Source organism: Desulfovibrio intestinivivus (assembly GCF_053570665.1).
On sequence record NZ_JBRBQT010000001.1, the window covers coordinates 1,625,855 to 1,643,944 of the forward strand.

Sequence of the window (18,090 nt, forward strand, 5' to 3'; positions counted from 1 at the left end):
TCAACTTTTTGCAGCGGTCTACGGCAGCTCGCGCGACTCAACATCACCTGAGCCCCCGGAGCTGTTTGCTCCGCTGGAAACCGGGGTGCTGCTTGGGCTGCCGGAAGGTTCCATGCTGCCGTCCATGGGGCTCACGCCTGTGGCATGCTCCGGCTGCATGTTGTCAAGCTGGCCCGCCTTTTGGGGGAACATAAGGTAGCTTGTTACGCCTGTTACTCCAGCAACGCCGCGCGCGGCCTGTATGGCGAGCTGCTTTTCAGCATCATCCCTTACCACGCCGAGCAGCACCACACGTCCGGAGTTCACCTCCGTATCTATACGGGTGGAAGAGAGCCCTTTGGTGGAAATAAGGTCTTTGCGCAGCTTGGTGGCCAGCACAAAGTTGCTGGTGTCGCTGGTGGCGGGGGTGAACCAGTGGGGCGTGACCGAGCGGGGTTTGTAGCGGTTGGCTATGGTCACAGCCTTGCCCTGCATGGTGTCGGGTATTTCTCCCACAAGGAAGACATGCCCGTAAAAACTGTATACCGCAACAGACCAGCCGCCGGAGAAGCTTTCGTCAAGCAGGGCCGTCTTGATTTTGGCAGAGAGTTCCTTGTCGTCCGACATGGTGCCCATCAGGCGCTGGTCGTCATAGATGGAATAGCCGGTGTATGCGCAGCCGTTGAGCAGGGTGACGCAAAGCAGCAGCAGTAGAAGCGCCAGTCGTCTCATGGAATCCTCCTGAAACCCGCGTTGCGGGCGAAGCGTCTTAACGTAGTCGATCAACTCGCCTTTGCGGGCGTGCCATGGAGGCTGCCTGCAAAAGGAGCGGAGTTTTTTATTCTTTTTCGCGGCGGATACGTGCCCCAACGGCGTTCAGCTTGTGCTCGATGCTCTCATAGCCACGGTCGAGGTGGTAGATGCGCCGCACTTCGGTAACGCCCTTGGCCGCAAGACCTGCCAGAACCAAGGACGCGCTGGCACGGAGGTCGGAGGCCATCACCGGCGCGCCGGTGAGCTTCTGCACACCGCGTACCATGGCCGTGTGGCCGGAAACCTTGATCTGCGCGCCCATGCGCATGAGTTCAAGCACGTGCATGAAGCGATTTTCAAAAATGCTTTCTTCCACAACGCTGGCCCCTTCGGCAAGGCACATGAGCGCCATCAGCTGGGCCTGCATGTCTGTGGGAAAGCCGGGGTAGGGCTGGGTTTTCACATCCGTGCCGCGCAAGGGGCCAGCGCAACGCGCCAGAACTCCCTCGGGGGTGTTGGTGATCTCCATGCCCATACTGCGCAGTTTGAGAATGACGGCTTCAAGGTCTTTAAACGGACAGTTGCGCAGCATCAGTTCGCCGCCGGTAATGCCCGCAGCCACGAGGAAGGTTCCCGCCTCGATGCGGTCGGGCATAACGGGGTATTCCCCATCGTGCAGAGAGGTAACGCCCTGAATGCGGATGACAGACGTGCCGTGGCCTTCGATTTTTGCGCCGCAGGCTCGCAAGAAGTTCGCCAGGTCAACAATTTCTGGTTCGCGTGCGGCGTTTTCGAGCATGGTTTCGCCATCTGCCAGAGCTGCGGCCATGAGCAGGTTTTCCGTGCCGCCCACGGTGGGCATGTCAAAGGAAATGTGCGCGCCCTTGAGCTGGCGGCAGCGGCCAATGATATAACCTTCCTCAAGCTGAAAGCTGGCGCCCATCTGCTCCAGTCCCTTGAGGTGCTGGTCTACGGGGCGTGCGCCAATGGCGCAACCGCCGGGCAGGGCTACGCGCGCCTGGCCAATGCGGGCCAGCAACGGGCCAAGGCACAGAACTGAGGCGCGCATGGTGCGCACCAGATCATATGGAGCTTCCGGCAGTAAATTGCCGGGCTGCACCTGTACCCGATGATCGTTGTATTCGCAGGTGCAGCCCAACATGTTCAGGAGCTTGATGGTGGTATGTATATCGCGCAGGTTGGGCACATTGGTGATGGTGACCGGCTCTGACAGCAGAATGCAGGCAAAAAGAATGGGCAGGGCCGCATTTTTGGAGCCGCTGACCTCAATGCCGCCAGTAAGCGGAACGCCGCCTTCAATAACCAGTTTATCCATGGAGTGTCCCCGAAAAAATGTTTGACGCCTGACGTGCCGAAAGCGCCTGAATTGCAGACGCGATATCCATGACTTGCGAGGCTGGCAAATGGCCTGGCTGGCGGGTATTTTGCCGCCAAGCCAAGTAGCGGCTGCCAGTGTAGTTACTTTTCTAGATAAAATCCAGATGAAGCTATGTGGAAAAAATGCTTGCCAAACTAAAATAACCTGCTTATAAGAATTTTCCCGTGGCGGAAGTAGCTCAGTAGGTAGAGCACCTGGTTGTGGCCCAGGTGGCCGTGGGTTCAAGTCCCATCTTTCGCCCCACAATTTTCCCGCGCCGCAACGGCGCGGGTTTTTTTTCGGAGCGTGGCGCAGCCTGGTAGCGCACCTGCTTTGGGAGCAGGGGGTCGAAGGTTCGAATCCTTTCGCTCCGACCATTTATCCAAGATAAAGGGATAGTCAGACGCAAGTCTGGCTATCCCTTTTCTGCGTTGAATGGGGTCGCCAAAAGTGGAAGTTTGCAGAATTTTTTTAAATTCCGGACTATCCGATATAGATTTAAATTTATCGTGAACCATCACCAAGGTTAAAAAAAGTATCAGCGACTCAATGACGTGTGAATATTGGATAATTTGTGCAATTTTTTTGAATGTTAATTGATGTTTTTGTGGTAAATAATGTAAAATTATATTTTCCATGTTAAAGATATCTATGATACTCACGAATCGTAATGCTTAATTGTTTATTTATATGAATTTCATTATGATGTTTTATTAGAAAAAATTTTTATGACCAGCATAAATATTTATTAAAATCCTCCGATCTATTATTGATGAAATCTGCATGGTTTCACGTTGCTGAATATATGTTTTGATGAGCATGACGGAGGTGATGTTATGGGCAAAATTTCTACAATGCAAAAACTTTTTGGTTTGTGTTTGCTGCTCTCGCTATTTCCAGTTGCAATTGGTGGATACGCAGTAACAAGTTTGCAAAAACTTACGTTTGACTTAAATACCCTTTACACTGTTCATATGAAAGGGTTAGATCAAACACGTGCATTAAATATAAAAGTTTTGCGTATTGCACAAGATGAGAAGAATCTAATCATCAGCGACGGCGAACAAGAGATAGAAAAATATTTGCAAATTCTGAATAACGAATACAAAGAGTACGATAGTATTCTACAGGATTTGCCTAACTATTTCGTTACAACACGTGGCTATGAACTGCTTGCAAGCATTAATGCTGCTGCAAAAGAGTGGCGCGCCGCCCATGATCGGGTGGTTGAGCTGGGCAGGAATGTTGACCCGGCCGCCAATAAAGAAGCGCAAAAGCTTTCGTCTACCCTTGGCAATGACAAGCAGCGCGTTCTTGCCCAGACAATCCAGACAACTGTTGACTCCAAAATCAATACTGCCAAACGTCTTAATGATTCCAGTGCGGCCATGTACAAGCAGGCTTTTTGGATTACAGTGGCAGGCATTGCCATGTCGGTGCTTGTAGGGCTGTGCGCAGGGTATTTTCTCGCACGGAATATGCTGCGTCAGCTTGGCGACGAGCCAGCATCGCTTTCTGATCTTGCACTTGATATTGCCGGTGGAAACTTGAACGCGCAGTTTAATCCCCGCCGATCAGAAATTGGCGTGTTTGGGGCCATGAAGCAGATGGTCGCCACACTGAAGTCAAAGATTGCTGAAGCCGATCAAAAAAGCCTCGAGGCCAAGGAAGAATCTGAGCGAGCACAAAAAGCGACGGTGGAAGCTGAAGAAGCCCGAAAGCAAGCTGAACGAGCCAAGGCCGAGGGCATGCTTCAGGCTGCGCAGCAGCTTGAGGGGGTTGTTCAGGTCGTATCCTCTGCTTCAGAAGAACTTTCCACGCAAATTGAACAATCCAGTCGTGGGGCTGGTGAACAGTCTAACCGTGTGCGTGAAACCGCAACCGCCATGGAAGAAATGAACGCCACAGTTCTGGAAGTTGCACGCAATGCTCAACAGGCCGCTGACATTTCTCATCAGGCACGGCAGCAGGCCCAGGAAGGCTCTAAAATTGTCACTGATGCCATTAAAAGTATCGAATCTGTTCACTCCCAATCCATCGCCATTAAGGAAGACATGGACGCTTTGGGCAAGCAGGCAGAAGGCATCGGGCAGATTATGGGTGTGATTGCCGATATTGCTGATCAAACAAACCTGCTGGCTCTGAACGCCGCCATCGAAGCCGCTCGTGCCGGTGATGCCGGGCGTGGTTTTGCTGTGGTTGCCGATGAAGTGCGCAAGCTTGCTGAAAAGACCATGACCGCTACCCAAGAGGTAGGGCAGGCCATCACAGGTATTCAGGAAGGTACGCGCAAGAATATCCACAACGTGGAGCTGACTGGTGTGTCCATTGAAGAAGCCGCAAGGCTTTCAGTCACGTCTGGTGAATCGCTCAAGCAGATTCTGGAATTTGTCAATATGGTCAACGACCAGGTTCAGTCCATTGCAACGGCTAGTGAGCAGCAATCCGCAGCAAGCGAAGAGATCAATCATTCTGTGGAACAGGTAGCAACCATTTCGTCTGAAACTGCTCAAGCAATGGAGCAGGCATCCAGAGCTGTGGCTGACCTTGCGCAGCAGTCCCAAGCATTACAGCGTCTTATTGGTCAGATGAAGAAGGGATAACCCTCTCAGCCCGTGTATTCAAAAGGCCGCTCAGGAATGGGCGGTCTTTTTTGTTTGATGAGCTGTTTCTATTTGGACTTTACGTCACCCGAAGAGGCTCAGTTGCTTGAGGCCCTGCTTCTCTTCAAACGTATTCAGGTATTGAAAAATCTGCTCAGGCTCATGCATAATGCCATGCTGCAAGCAGTAATGGCGGAAAAAGTCCATCAGGTATTTGTTGTTAGGGCTGCTCAATATGTATTGCGTGCCGTAGGTGCGAATATATCTTTCCTTCATTCCTGGAAAGTGCCGATCAAGCTGGTCATAGAAGTATTGTCGGTTTCCCTGGCGAAGCGTCATTCCCATGCCAAAGTTGATGATGCCGCGCACCTTGGCCTCGGCGCAGTACTCCAGAATCCCCGCAATATTTTCTTTTGTATCATTGATGAAGGGGAGTATGGGGCAAAGCCATACCACCGTCGGTATTCCTGCATCGCGCAAGCGGAGCAGAACGTTAAACCGTTCCCTTGTGGTACTTACGTTGGGTTCCAGCTTTTTGCACAACTCTTCATTGTATGTGGTCAGGGTTATCTGAACTACACACTTGGCCTTTTCATGTATTTTTTGAAACAGGTCGATGTCGCGCAATATTCGATCTGACTTTGTGATCACGGTAAAGCCAAAACCATACTCATGTAGCAGCGACAAAGCCTTTCTGACATTTCCGATTTCCATTTCTGCCGGAATGTATGGATCCGTCATGGAGCCTGTGCCAATCATGCACTTTTTGCGTTTGCGCTGAAGGGCGTTATCAAGCAGTTCTATGGCGTTTTCCTTTACTTCTATATCTTCAAATTCATGCTCCATACCATAGCAAGCGCTGCGCGAATCGCAGTAGATACACCCATGCGAACATCCGCGATAGATATTCATGCCGTTTTTAGCGGATAAAATTCCCTTTGCTTTCACAAAATGCATCTGTTTGTTTCCGTCTGACTGCTGTGCAACGAGCTGTTTTTATCTTGACGAGTCGCGCAGTTCTTACCATATGCGCCAGCTATCCCACTGTCGGTTTTTCCTTCGCTGGTGTGGCAGGCCGATCGGCGCAGAGTTCGTCCTTAGGGCTAATCTACCGTCCCGCAGGGCCGTTGCTGAAGGATTTGACAAGCGGGTTTTTTTCATGGCTGTCGCGGGCCTTTGTGGGCGGGCTTTGTTTGTCCATTGGCGTCAGACGAAAAAGTTGCCCGCGCGAGGTGTTCTCGACATACCCCTGAAAAACCGTGCCCGCGCGTTGCGCATTGCCTTTCAAGTCAAGGGCGAGGCCGGTTTCCTGATTGGTGAGAGTGTAAAATTCTCCCTTTGCACTGACCTTCCAACGCTGATTTCTACCGCCGTGCCAAGGGAATATGATGATGGGAACGCCATTGTATTTTTTGCTTTCAGATGAATCCAACACCATTGCCAGCTTGGGCGCAATAACTTTGTAGTAGCCGTTGCCGAGGTGCTCAAAGCGCCATATGCCCGATTGTTCATTCTGCCCAAGCGTAACCTGTTCCATCACGGTCATGCCGCTGGAAACTACTGCCAGATTGCTGTCTGCCATCTGAACAAGATAGTCGCCATCCGCAATTATAGCGGCAAGGGCGGTTTGCGGAAAAATAAGGCACACGGTCAGCAGTATAATCAGCCTGGAGTATGCGGCAATGCCTGAAGCTTTTTTTATGACGTTCAGCGTGTTCTTCATGGGGCCTCATTGCTGGGCAAAGTGCCGTTGTGTGTGGCTGCCGTGACAGGGAAGAAGGGCAAGCGGGCAGATCATATAACCAGCATCGGGTCCTGCAAGTATCGGTATGGTATTTAACCCAGTTTTAATAAACGGGTCTAGCCATTCGTTACAGATGCCCACAACAGCGTGCTGTCTGTGTAGATACCTGCACACATGATTTCTGTAATGCCATAGGCAAATTATCCTAACAATTTTGTTCTGATAAAAAAATAATTTATGCTTTATTATGCGCTGTTGCTGAAAAATGTTTGTCAATTTTTTCTTGAGGTAGTTTATTTACGGCTAAATTTTTTATAGTAAATATGCGAGAATTGTATGATTTCATATTATAAAGAGTAATTGAAAATGGAAGATGTGCAAGTGTTGTATTTGCAAATAGACTGTGCCTTTTGATCGGAGAAATTTTTTTTGGATAGCAGATATTTACATATAAGTTATGTTGCTTAAAATTTTTATGTAATAATTTGTAAAATATTTTAAAAATATTGCTATTTTTTATTAAAATTTAAAAAACTATTAAAAATGTGCTTATTGATAAGCTATATTTTTAGATCACTCCCCTAAACGTATATTTATGATTGCCGAATATATAATAATACCGATTTTTGTGGGGGCGAGTGAATGGTTCACACTTTATGATGCACGCTTAACAAGGAAGGTACGAACATGTCTAAAATTTCAACTATGCAAAAATTGTTTGGGTTAAGTTTGTTGCTTTCATTATTTACGGTTGGCGTCGGGGCATTTAGTGTAAAGGAGTTAAGCAATATATCTGATGATGTTGATGAGCTGTATTCAGTTCATATGCGTGGACTTGATGTTGCGAAGTCGATAAATATCAGCGTGTTGCGTATTGTCCGCGAAGAAAAAAATCTCATCATAAGCACTACGGAAGAAGAAAACAAAAAACAGCTTAAATCTCTTGCGGAAGAGTACACTGTTCTTGATAGCTATCTTAAAGAAATACAAAAATATTTTGTTTCAGCAGAGGGGCAATTGTTCCTTTCAAAGATGTTTGCCGTGATCAAGGAATGGCGGGAAGTTCACAATAGGACGGTTGAGCTGGGAAAAACCACAGACCCTGCCATGAACGCCAAGGCACAAGAGATATCCTTGACCGCAGGCAGAGAAAAAACACGTAATCTTGCAGCAACGATTCAGAATGTTGTTGATACAAAGATTGCTTATGCCCAGAAAGTCAGCCAGCAAAGCAATGCGGATTTTATACTCGCCAGAAATATTACTGTATGCGGAGTTGTGCTGTCCTTGTTGGCGGGGCTTGGTCTGGGCTCCCTGCTTGCCCGAAATATGCTCCGCCAACTTGGCGATGAGCCTGCTTCCCTTGCCAATCTTGCCCTGCGTATTGCTGGCGGCGACCTCAACGCGCAGTTTAATCCCAACCGAAGTGAAGTTGGCGTTTTTGGAGCCATGAAGCAAATGGTTGCAACCCTCAAGGGCAAAATAGCCGAGGCCGATCAAAAGAGCCAGGAAGCCACGGAAGAATCTGAACGCGCCCAGCAGGCCACCCTTGAGGCGGAGGATGCACGGAAGCAGGCCGAGCGCGCCAAGGCCGAGGGCATGTTGCAGGCCGCCCGGCAGCTTGAGGGCGTAGTTGAAATAGTCACCTCTGCATCAGAGGAATTGTCCGCACAGATTGAGCAGTCCAGCCGTGGGGCGGACGAACAGTCGAGCCGTGTTCGCGAAACAGCCACGGCTATGGAAGAAATGAACGCCACCGTGCTTGAGGTGGCAAAAAATGCGCAGCAGGCGGCGGACGTCTCCAGTCAGGCGCAGAAGCAAGCTCTTGAGGGTGCAAAAATAGTCAGTGATGCCGTCAAGGGTATAGAATCTGTGCATAACCAGTCGCTGTCCATCATGGAAGACATGAACGCTCTGGGCCAGCAGGCAGAAGGTATCGGCCAGATCATGAGCGTTATCGCCGATATTGCCGATCAGACAAACCTTTTGGCGCTCAATGCCGCCATTGAAGCCGCCCGCGCCGGTGATGCCGGGCGCGGATTTGCCGTGGTTGCCGATGAAGTGCGCAAGCTTGCTGAAAAAACCATGACCGCGACGCAGGAAGTGGGGCAGGCCATCAGAGGCATTCAGGAAGGCACAAAGAAGAATATTGATAATGTGGATAAGTCTGCAGAATCCATTGAAGAAGCCACAAAACTTTCAATCCGTTCCGGCGAATCGCTGAAGCAGATTCTGGAAAACGTGCACATGGTCAACGATCAGGTTCAGTCCATAGCCACGGCCAGCGAACAGCAGTCGGCTGCCAGTGAGGAGATCAATCATTCGGTGGAGCAGGTTGCCACAATTTCGTCAGAGACCGCGCAGGCCATGGAGCAGGCGGCAAAGGCAGTGGCAGATCTGGCGCAGCAGTCTCAGGTGCTTCAGGGGCTTATCCGCGACATGAAAAGTCAGGGTTAGCCAGGTACTCTGGCAGAAGGCCGCTCAGCTTGCGCGGTCTTCTGCCTCGGCAAGGGATGTGTGGTGCTACATCATTTCATTGAGGCCTTGCAGATGGATTTTTGATCCAGCCACAAGCAGCACATCGCCCGCCTGAACTACCGTGTCAGCCCTGGTTTTTTGCAAAATGGGGGTATCCTGGCTTTTAATGGCGAGGATGATAACATCATGCGATTTGGTCAGGGCAGCTTCCGCCAGGCTTTTGCCCACAAGGGGCGATGTGTCCGAAACCAGAAATTCATCGAGCAGCACTTCATCGTTGGTGTTGCTGCGGTGCATGAAGGATTCAACCAGGGGCCGCTGAATGGCCTGGGCGATGGATTGGCCGCCGATCATGTGCGGCAGTATAACGCGGTTGGCCCCTGCGGTTTTGAGCTTGCTGATGTGGCGGTTATCGCTGGCGCGTGAAACAATGTAGAGATCGGGGTTCATGGACCGGGCAGAGAGCACCACGTATACGTTGGCGGGGTCGTTGGACATGGAAGCCACAAGAGCCTTTGCCCTGTCGAGTCCAACACGCATCATCACGCTGTCTGATGTTGCATCGCCAAGCACAAGAAAATAGCCAGCGCTCTCGATTTCTTCAGCTTTCTTGTCATCGGTTTCAACCACCACCACGTCAACGCCGTCTGCGGCCAGTTCAGCGGCCACTACCCGGCCCACCAAACCGTAACCGCACAAAACGCAATGGCCGGAAAGTGCCGCAATTGCCTTGTCCACTCTGCGCCTCCGCATCATTTGAAAAACGCGCCCTTCTGAAGCCAGTTGCACAAAATAACCAATGAGAAGTGCAAAATAGACTACGCCGGAAATAATAACAGCGCTGGTAAGCAGTTTTCCCTGATCGCTCAAGGGGTGTATTTCGCCGAATCCGATTGTTGAAAGGGTGATAAGTACCATGTAAAAACCGTCAAACAGCGACCAGCCTTCAACATATTTATACCCAAGACTACCAAGTATAAATATAACAAAGAGTACTGTGCCGTTGATCATTAACGGCCAGAATATGCCCATGCGCTGTCTGATGCGCAATAATTTTATGTAGAGCTTCTTTTTCAATAATTGCTCCATTGGTGAGCAGCCAAGCGCATCTTGCTGTGAGCTTGCTGTCGCAAGTGTGCTTACGCCACCTTCGGCAAGCATGTTTGATTTGCTTGTTGTGCTAAGTGATTTACGGGCGAATCCTCCAGAATTCAACAGAATATGGAGTAGATTTGAAATATTTTTGTCTTTTCATGAAAAGCCCCCCAAAGCCCCGTGCAGCATATCTATGGAAAGTTGTGTGGATCGCTTAGTCTACGGATGGAAAATTTATTGCAATGAACTCTTTTGTAGTGATTAATAACGCACAAAAGCAAATGATGATTTTTATCTAATAGATTTAATATGCTGATATTTTTGGCTGTTAGCCAGAAGATTGTTGAAACTTTTTCGAGGGGGATTTTTTTTGACAAATCGGTTTTCTGTAGAATTGGATAGCGAAGTAGTTTGATTTAATATCTATAGGCTTTAATGCTTGTTTGTTTGTGAATAAAAAAGACAATTAAATACGATTTTTGCATGTTACATTTTTGTTTTGAATTGTTTTATATTTATTTACGATAATTATGTTATTAAAAAAAATTAAATTGAATTATATCAGCAGGGAGCAGTAAGCTCTTAAATGACTGATTTTTGATATGATTTCTAGTTTTTATATTATATCTATGTACATTGATGTAATTTTGTGTAATTTATTTCTTTCTTTGCTTGTCATGAAATGTAAAAAGCTGGGAGTTTATTTGTATTATGGCAGCCAGTTGGGGCCATTTTTTATTTTTACAGTAGTAATGTGCGACAAATTGTGGCTGAAGCGCGGTGCCCCCCTAAATATGGATGGGCATATTCTCTAAAAGCTATTTATATTGCCCTCCTTACGCTTCAAGCGCCCTGGTTTGATTGTGATGTCTTTTTTCGTTTATTGGGTTGACACAAATTGCTTTATCGAAATAGTGTTAGTGCTGAATCCTTATAGTTCAAAAGTTTTTTAACTTAATATATCGCGGAGTGAAGATGGACGATTTTTTGAAGGGTGCTTTGGAAATTTCCAAGGCTCAGGCTGGCGTCAGGGTTATGAGCGCGGAAGAAATTACGGCCTTTGTCCAAAAGGTTGCTGGCAGCATCAGGGCTGTTGCCATGGGCGAAGCCGCTGGCGAGCCCGATTTTGATGGGGCTGTTCTTGAAGCCAGAAAATCGATCAAGGAAAAGAGCGTTACCTGCCTTGAGTGTGGTAAGAGCTTCAAGATTTTGACTAAACGTCACTTGGCTACACACGGCCTCTCTACAGAAGAATATCTTGCAAAGTGGGGCTTTAAAAAGGGTACCCCTCTTGCCTGCAAGGCTTTGCAGCGTGAACGCCGCAAAAAAATGAACGACATGAAGCTGTGGGAACGGAGAATGACCGCCAAGAAGTAATTCTGCGGTCTGTCTGTCAGCAGTCTTGTTTTTGCATTCTCCGCCTCATCGGGCAGGGGAAAGAAGCGGCCCACAAGTGGGCCGCTTCTGTTTGGGACACCGGTTAGGCTTTTGCGGGCAGTTTTTGCATTTTTTTTGGGTTTGGCGCATAATTACCAAGGATTGCAGCACACCAAACTGCCGGGTAGCCCCGGAAAAGGGCAAGGGCTTTCATGAGCACAGCAGAAGCGCTGCGCCGCGCCATTTTTTTGGATCGCGACGGCACCCTGAATCACGATACTGGCTATATTCACCGCAAGGAAGACTGGCAGTGGCTGCCGGGTGTGGTTGAAACCCTCAGGCGCTTTCATGCCGTAGGGTATCTGCTTGTGGTGGTGAGCAATCAGTCTGGGCTGGCGCGCGGCATGTTCAGCGAGGACGATCTGCACGCTCTGGAAGCATGGGTTAATGAAGATCTGGCGGCGCACAACGCCGTTATCGATGCGTGGTACTATTGCCCACATCTGCCGGAGGTTACTGGCCCTTGCAACTGCCGCAAACCAGAGCCGGGCCTCATCCTGCAAGCCGCTGCCGATCTGAATATTGATCTTGCGCGCTCCTGGATGATTGGCGATCGTGTGCGCGATATGGAGGCCGGGCTGGCCGCCGGGTGCAGTTGCGTGCTATTGCGCCCCCCGGTGGGCGCGTACGAAGATAACGTACCCGTGCCAGAAGGCGTAAAGGTGGTGCCACATCTGCCTGCCGCCGGGGTGCATATTCTTGCGCCTGAGATGCGGGCGCACAGGCTCTCCCGCCTGCCTGGCGGCTGTGGGGCTCACTGTGGGGGAAAGGACAGCTCCGATAGCTCCTGCCTCCCCGGCAGTGGTGGTTCTGGCTGTGAGGGCGGGGCTGGCAAAGGATAATTTTTATCTACAGGCAGGCCCGAAATTTTAGCCCTACGCACCTGTAGATGCAGCAAGGCCCCTGTCTGACGGAAGCTGCGGTTGGTGCAGTTCTTTCAGATAGAGGCCTTTGCGGAAAATTTTAATGCGTGGGGGAGCGGCGTCAGTGTGGCAGGCAGCCGTGTGCCCGCCTTTGCCGCGCGGCTGACCGCATCAGGTGTATTGCGGCTCGTTTTCCTTGATAATCTGAAAGGCTTTCATGGCCTTGATGGTGCCGGGGAGGCCTTGATACTTGGTCACTCCGGCAACCGTGCAGTTGAGCATGTCTTCGTGATCGGTATCCAGAACGATAATATCGCCCACCTGCATGCGCAGCAACTGGTTGCCCGTGATAGTGGTGCGGCCAAAATGCACCTTCATCTCCACCGGGGTTTCCAGCAGACGTTCTTTAAGACGCGCCACCCATGCGTGGTCAACTTCGAGGCGTTCGGTCTGAAAGCTTGCATGCAGCTTGGAACGAATGGGTTCAATGGTGGCGTAGGGCAGGCAGATGATCATGGAGCCGAGCGCCGTGTCCAGCTCGACTTCAAAGGTGATGACCACCACAACGTCGCTGGGGGGAACAATGGCGGCGAACTGCGGATTGATTTCGCTGCGCACCAGCTCAAGCTTTACGTCATGCACAGGCCGCCACGATTCTTCCATGTTTTCCAGCGCGATTTTGACAATCTTGTCCACCACGGCCTGTTCAATGCGCGTAAATTCGCGGCCCTCAACCTTGGGCTGGGAGCCAGCGCCGCCAAACACGTTTTCCACCAGAGCAAATACCAGACGCGAATCAACAACCATGATGGCATTGCCGCGCAGGGGATCCATTTTGAAAATATTGATGGAGGTGGGCACCGGCAGCGAGCGCATAAACTCGCCGAACTTGGTCATATCAATGGATATGGGGTTCAGCTCCACGCGCTTGCGCACAGAGTTTGAAAGGGCGTTGGTGCAAAGCCGCGAAAACCGGTCGTTAACGATTTCAAGCACGGGCATGCGCCCGCGGATGATGCGATCCTGATTGGCAAGGTCAAAGGACACAATACCGGAATCGTCTTCCTGCGTTTCCGTTTCGTTTTCGATTTCCCCGCCGGAAAGCCCGCGCAGCAGGGCATCAACTTCGTCTTGCGCCAGAACTTTATTCATACCAGCCTCGGAACAGTCGTGAAAATGTGTGTTGCGGCGTGTTTTTCCGCACACGACCACGCAGTTGGAATATGCAAGATAAAGGCCAGTTTGACAAGCAGTACAGCACCTTTTGCCAGATCAGCCGCCGCACGGCAGGGAGTGCGCCATGCTTGCCTTTCCAGGGCCTGTCAGGCAATCTCAAAGGATGTTTGTACGTCTTTTTTCGGCCAGTGACCATGCCTTTGCAGACCCACTCGTGGCTGCTCCAGCCGCGCCAGTTGTAACTATTGCCGCAAGGCCGGGGCAAAGCCTTTCGCAGGCCATCTGGCTTTCTGGGCAGGTGCGCCCTTTGCCCCTGTGCGGCGGGCTTGGGCGTTGCGGGCGCTGCCGCGTGCGTTTTGTGCGCCATGCGCCGCCATGCCTGCCTGCGGAGGAGGACGTTTTTTCCGCCCCGCAACTGGAGGCTGGCTGGCGTCTGGCCTGCCGCCGTCAGGTGCCCGACCCAGAAATGGCTGCGGCGGGGAGCGTTGCAGCGCTTGATCTTGAGTTGCCGCCGGAGAATCTTGTTCTGCCTGCGGGAGCGCAAGCGACAGGGCATTTGCCCGGCCACGGCATAACGCCGCCGGATTTGGCGCTGGCTGTTGATCTTGGCACCACATCCCTCTGCTGGCGGGCGCTTGATATGCAGGGCCGGGCAGTGGCTGAGGGCCGTACGCTCAATCCTCAGGCCGGTGCCGGGGCGGATGTCATGTCGCGCCTTGCCGTGGCACGCGCGCCAGAGGGGCGGGCCGTGCTGGCCGGGCTTGCCCGGCGGCTACTGCTGGGCATCATGGATTCGCTGGCGCAGACGGGCGCGGGGCGGGTGACGCGGTTGTGTCTGGCTGCCAATACGGCCATGACGGATATTTTTCTTGATCGCGATGTGGAGGGTCTGTGCGCAGCGCCGTACAGGCTGACGCACAGCGGCGATGAAACACTTGCGCTGCCGGATTTCCCACCTCTCTATGTACCGCCGCTGCCCGCGCCCTTTGTGGGCGGCGATGTGAGCGCGGGGCTGGCCGCCCTGCTGGAGGCGGAGGTTCCCCGGCCCTTTGTGCTGGCCGACCTTGGCACCAACGGCGAGCTTGCACTGGTAACCGAGACTGGACAGTTGTGGCTGACCAGCGTACCCCTTGGCCCGGCTCTGGAAGGTATTGGGCCTGAATGCGGGCAGCTGGCTGGCCCCGGTGTGGTAACGGGCTTTACGCTCACGCCCCTGGGGCTTGCTGCGCAGTTTTATGAAAGCGCGTCCCCGGATGCAGAAAATGCAGCGGATGCGGCGCATCACCATATGGCGCAGAGTAGTGCTTGCCCGTGCTCTGCATGCCAGAGCGCAAACGCGGGGCAGAACCCTGCGGGGCTTGCGGCAGGGGCTGCGGCTGGCGCTGGAGTTGGATCTGCGGGAGCTGTTGCGCGCGGCATAAGCGCCACAGGATACTTGTCCCTGCTGGCCTTGTTGCTGCGCGCGGGTGTTCTGCGCACCGATGGGCAGTTTGTGGCGAATCCGGTCATGCCGCTGGCGCGCAAGCTGGCTGCCGGGCTGGAGCAGCCCAATCTGGCAGGGGAACCCCCATCATCCGGCCTGCCCCGGTCAGGCGCGCGCCTGCGCCTGCCGCATGGCCTGTGGCTTGCCGCCGCTGATGTGGAGGCCCTGTTGCAGGTCAAGGCTGCCTTTGCTCTGGCCCTGGATGCGCTGCTGCGCGCGGCGGATATTCCCGCCAGCAATGTTGCGGCAGTATGTCTGGCTGGTACGCTGGGCGAATATGTCAGGCCGGACGACCTTGAAACTCTGGGCTTTGTCCCCGCTGTTCTGGCTCCGCGCATCCGCGCTGTGGGCAATAGTGCGCTGGACGGAGCCGCGCTGCTTGCGCTGCACAGCAAAAAAATTCCGCCTCTGGCCCGCATGTGCCGCGAGGCCGTGGTGCTTCCCCTTGTAGACGAACCGAATTTTCACACCGATTATCTGCGCCGTATGCGCTTTGGAGTATAAATGTCCGCGAAAGACGATTCTTTTAACGATTCCGATCGGCGTAGCCGCCGTTCCGGCGAGGGCACCAGCCAGCCCCGCCGCCAGTCCCCGCGCAGACCTGACGACAGGCCCGTGCGGCGCGATGGCGCGGACGGCAGATTTGCTGGACGCGATGACCGTAACTCTGGCCGTCAGGACGACCGCCGGGATAACCGCCGGGACGGGCGTTCCTCTGACCGCCGTGACGACAGGCCCGGCAGCCGACCTGGCGGTCGCCCCAATAGTCGACCCTCCAGGGGGCAGGATGAACGCCGTGATGCCCGGCGTGATGGGAGGCGAGAAGACCCCCGCGACAATCGCCGTGACGACAGGCGTCCCAATGATCGCCCCGCTGATCGGCGTGACGACCGCCGTCAGGATGGACGTTCGCCCAACGCACCCAAGGACCGCTACGGCAGGCCTGCATTCCGGCCTGAGAAGCGCGAGGGCGACAGGGACGTTGCTCCTTCCGGGCAGCGCAACTTCGAGCGCCAGAATCAGCGCCCCACAGCGCGTTCTTTTGAATCGGGGGCATGGCCTGCCGCCAGAGCGCTGTTCCCGCCGCTTTCGGCTGAAACACAGCGCATTCTGGAACTGCTGCCCGAAGCCCTGACCAAGGTATGGCCGCTCAATGCGGGGCACAAGCGCTCATTGCCCGATGACGTGGCCCAACTCTCGCGCCTTCTGACCACAGAGCGTGCCGGGCTGGCGCGTCCGTACTGGAGTTCTCCGGCTTCCATCAGCGCTTATCTGTATTATTTTCTGCCATGGAATCTCGTGCGCCTCACGCGCCTGCTGGCAAGCCTGCCCCTGGCCGACCCCCGCGCGGTGGCTCCGCAGGGTGGCGAGGCTCTGCTGATGGACGTGGGTTCTGGCCCTCTGACCCTGCCGCTGGCTCTCTGGCTGGCAAGGCCTGAATGGCGCAGCGCCCCAGTGCAGGTGCTGGCGCTGGATACCTCGTCGCAGCCGCTTGAACTGGGCAAAACCCTTATGGAAGTTCTGGGCGAACTGACGGGCCAGCCCGTATGGCCCGTGCGCGTTGCCCGTGCACCTCTTGATCAGGTCGTGCGGCAGGCTGCCCCCCTGCTTTCTGGCGGGCGGGCACGTCCGTGGCTGGTCAGCGCGGCCAACGTGCTCAACGAACTGCGTTTTGGCAAAAAGCGTTCACGCGGCGCAAGCGCCATAGAAGATGAGGACGAATTTGATTCGCTGGATGCCGAGGACATGGATATTGACGGCAATCCCGTTGCGGGCGAGGCCGATGGCGAAAAGCCGGAAGGCTGCCGCGAGGATCGGCTCGACAGCTTCCTTGAATCCCTGTCGCCGTTTTTTGACCACGTGGGTTCGCGCGGCGAGGCGGCTGCGGGCAGCCCTGCCCCTGTTGGGCCTTCCCTGCTGTTTGTGGAGCCCGGTACGCGCCTTGGCGGCTCCACCATCATGCGTTTGCGCCAGCTTGCCGTTGACGGCGGGCTGACGGCCCTTGCGCCCTGTACGCATCAGGCTGATTGCCCCCTGCTGCGCGGTCAGGGCGGGCGCACATGGTGCCACTTTACCTTTGGCAGCGAAGGCGCGCCGTTGTGGCTTGAAGACCTGTCGCAAGCTTCGGGCCTTGGCAAAAGCGGCCTGAGCCTCTCCCCCCTGTTGCTTGCCGCCATGCCCGAGGCAGAAGCGCAAACGTCCGGTCCCCTGGCCGCCAGGGTGCTTTCTGCTCCCTTTATGGTGCCGGGGCTGGCGGGCAGGGCACGCTACGCCTGCTCAGGCAAGGGGATACTGCTGCTGGAAAATGCCGAATCTCTGGCCTCTGGTGATGAACTGACTGTTTCCATTGCCGCTGGCGGGCCACGCGACCGCAAAAGCGGCGCCTTGCAGGTGAGCCCTCCGGCGCAGCAGGGGGGAGCCCCCCGGTCTGAGCATCGCCCCGGTGCTGATGAACAAGGGCGCAGGCCCGGGCCATACAACCGGGACAATAGAGAAGGCGGCAGGGATGGAAGCCGTGAGGGCACCCGCGAAGGCAATAAGCCCGCAGGAAAGGGCTATCCAGACCGTCCGTCCCGCGCTCCGCAGGGCGACCGCAGTCAGGGGGATGACCGCAGGGGGCAGGGCGGGCGTCCATCCCGGCCTCATGGCAATGACCGTCCTCAGCGTGACGACCGTTCAGGCCGTGACGACAGGCCGCGCCGCGATGATCGTTCGGGCAGGGATGACCGCCGTGGCCGTGACGACCGTCCGGACCGGAAAGGCCGCCAGGATCGGCAGGGCCAGCCCGACCGTTCAAACCGTTCAGATAGGTCTGACCGTTCGGACAGGCCTGATCGGCCCAATCGGCCCAATCAGCAGGGGCGGCAGGATCGGAACAACCGTCAGGACAGACCGGGCGGGCAGGACAGAAAGGGCCGTGGAGGTTCTTCTGACAACCGCTCTGGCGACCGGCGGCCTGGCGGCAATCGTGCTGGCAAACCTTCTGGCCCGCGTCGCAACAAGCCTTAGGCTATACGGGACTTCGGCACAGATGTTTTTGTCTGTTCCGCATAGCCTTGTTTAGCTGCAAACTTCAGGGGGGGCTTTTGCCTCCCCTTTCC

At 53.9% G+C, this 18,090-nt stretch carries 12 protein-coding genes, 2 tRNA genes and 1 pseudogene; 8 read left to right on the forward strand and 7 right to left on the reverse strand.

Translation table 11 applies throughout. The features are described from left to right. Window positions 1-18: 18 nt before the first annotated feature. A complete protein-coding gene (locus ACUZ9P_RS07005) occupies window positions 19-711 on the reverse strand; it encodes a BON domain-containing protein (protein WP_449249172.1) in 693 nt (230 codons plus the stop codon). A 106-nt stretch (window positions 712-817) separates the two neighbouring features. Beyond that, window positions 818-2,068 (reverse strand): UDP-N-acetylglucosamine 1-carboxyvinyltransferase, encoded by a 1,251-nt coding sequence (gene murA / locus ACUZ9P_RS07010; protein ID WP_449249173.1) that lies wholly within the window; start codon window positions 2,066-2,068, stop codon window positions 818-820. A gap of 230 nt (window positions 2,069-2,298) precedes the next feature. On the opposite strand from murA, the gene ACUZ9P_RS07015 reads away from it, so the two are divergent. The 3 genes from ACUZ9P_RS07015 (at window position 2,299) to ACUZ9P_RS07025 (ending at window position 4,713) form a co-directional block, all read left to right on the forward strand. Further along, window positions 2,299-2,374 (forward strand) — tRNA-His (locus tag ACUZ9P_RS07015). Between the two features lie 36 nt (window positions 2,375-2,410). After that, window positions 2,411-2,487 (forward strand) — tRNA-Pro (locus tag ACUZ9P_RS07020). 459 nt (window positions 2,488-2,946) lie between these two features. Further along, on the forward strand, window positions 2,947-4,713 hold the full coding sequence (locus tag ACUZ9P_RS07025; protein ID WP_449249174.1) for a methyl-accepting chemotaxis protein: 1,767 nt from the start codon (window positions 2,947-2,949) through the stop codon (window positions 4,711-4,713). 84 nt (window positions 4,714-4,797) lie between these two features. On the opposite strand, the gene ACUZ9P_RS07030 is transcribed toward ACUZ9P_RS07025, so the two are convergent. Both ACUZ9P_RS07030 and ACUZ9P_RS07035 read right to left on the reverse strand, forming a co-directional pair. Next, a complete protein-coding gene (locus ACUZ9P_RS07030) occupies window positions 4,798-5,670 on the reverse strand; it encodes a radical SAM protein (RefSeq protein ID WP_449249175.1) in 873 nt (290 codons plus the stop codon). Window positions 5,671-5,821: 151 nt separating this feature from the next. Beyond that, a complete protein-coding gene (locus ACUZ9P_RS07035) occupies window positions 5,822-6,436 on the reverse strand; it encodes an RICIN domain-containing protein (RefSeq protein ID WP_449249176.1) in 615 nt (204 codons plus the stop codon). Between the two features lie 726 nt (window positions 6,437-7,162). On the opposite strand from ACUZ9P_RS07035, the gene ACUZ9P_RS07040 reads away from it, so the two are divergent. Beyond that, window positions 7,163-8,914, forward strand: a complete 1,752-nt coding sequence (locus ACUZ9P_RS07040; protein ID WP_449250242.1) for a HAMP domain-containing methyl-accepting chemotaxis protein — start codon at window positions 7,163-7,165, stop codon at window positions 8,912-8,914. A gap of 66 nt (window positions 8,915-8,980) precedes the next feature. Here the strand turns inward: ACUZ9P_RS07040 and ACUZ9P_RS07045 are convergent, their stop codons facing one another. Together ACUZ9P_RS07045 and ACUZ9P_RS07050 are read right to left on the reverse strand one after the other, a co-directional pair. Beyond that, a complete protein-coding gene (locus tag ACUZ9P_RS07045; protein WP_449250243.1) occupies window positions 8,981-9,673 on the reverse strand; it encodes a potassium channel family protein in 693 nt (230 codons plus the stop codon). Between the two features lie 51 nt (window positions 9,674-9,724). Continuing rightward, window positions 9,725-10,096, reverse strand: a pseudogene (locus tag ACUZ9P_RS07050) (potassium channel family protein); the annotation flags it as partial. A gap of 909 nt (window positions 10,097-11,005) precedes the next feature. Here ACUZ9P_RS07050 and ACUZ9P_RS07055 point away from each other — a divergent pair. Next, complete coding sequence (locus ACUZ9P_RS07055) at window positions 11,006-11,407, forward strand: MucR family transcriptional regulator (RefSeq protein ID WP_449249177.1); 402 nt, start codon at window positions 11,006-11,008, stop codon at window positions 11,405-11,407. Window positions 11,408-11,619: 212 nt separating this feature from the next. Continuing rightward, complete coding sequence (gmhB, locus tag ACUZ9P_RS07060; RefSeq protein ID WP_449249178.1) at window positions 11,620-12,309, forward strand: D-glycero-beta-D-manno-heptose 1,7-bisphosphate 7-phosphatase; 690 nt, start codon at window positions 11,620-11,622, stop codon at window positions 12,307-12,309. A 192-nt stretch (window positions 12,310-12,501) separates the two neighbouring features. Here the strand turns inward: gmhB and fliM are convergent, their stop codons facing one another. Further along, window positions 12,502-13,482 carry a flagellar motor switch protein FliM gene (gene fliM, locus ACUZ9P_RS07065; RefSeq protein WP_022657872.1) on the reverse strand — a complete coding sequence of 327 codons (981 nt, stop codon included), beginning with the start codon at window positions 13,480-13,482 and terminating at the stop codon, window positions 12,502-12,504. 148 nt (window positions 13,483-13,630) lie between these two features. Between fliM and ACUZ9P_RS07070 the strand changes: the two genes are divergently transcribed. Both ACUZ9P_RS07070 and ACUZ9P_RS07075 read left to right on the forward strand, forming a co-directional pair. Next, complete coding sequence (locus tag ACUZ9P_RS07070; RefSeq protein WP_449249179.1) at window positions 13,631-15,493, forward strand: ASKHA domain-containing protein; 1,863 nt, start codon at window positions 13,631-13,633, stop codon at window positions 15,491-15,493. Then, the gene (locus ACUZ9P_RS07075) at window positions 15,494-17,998 is read left to right on the forward strand and encodes a small ribosomal subunit Rsm22 family protein (RefSeq protein WP_449249180.1); all 2,505 of its coding nucleotides are present in this window, start codon (window positions 15,494-15,496) and stop codon (window positions 17,996-17,998) included. Window positions 17,999-18,090 lie beyond the last annotated feature (92 nt).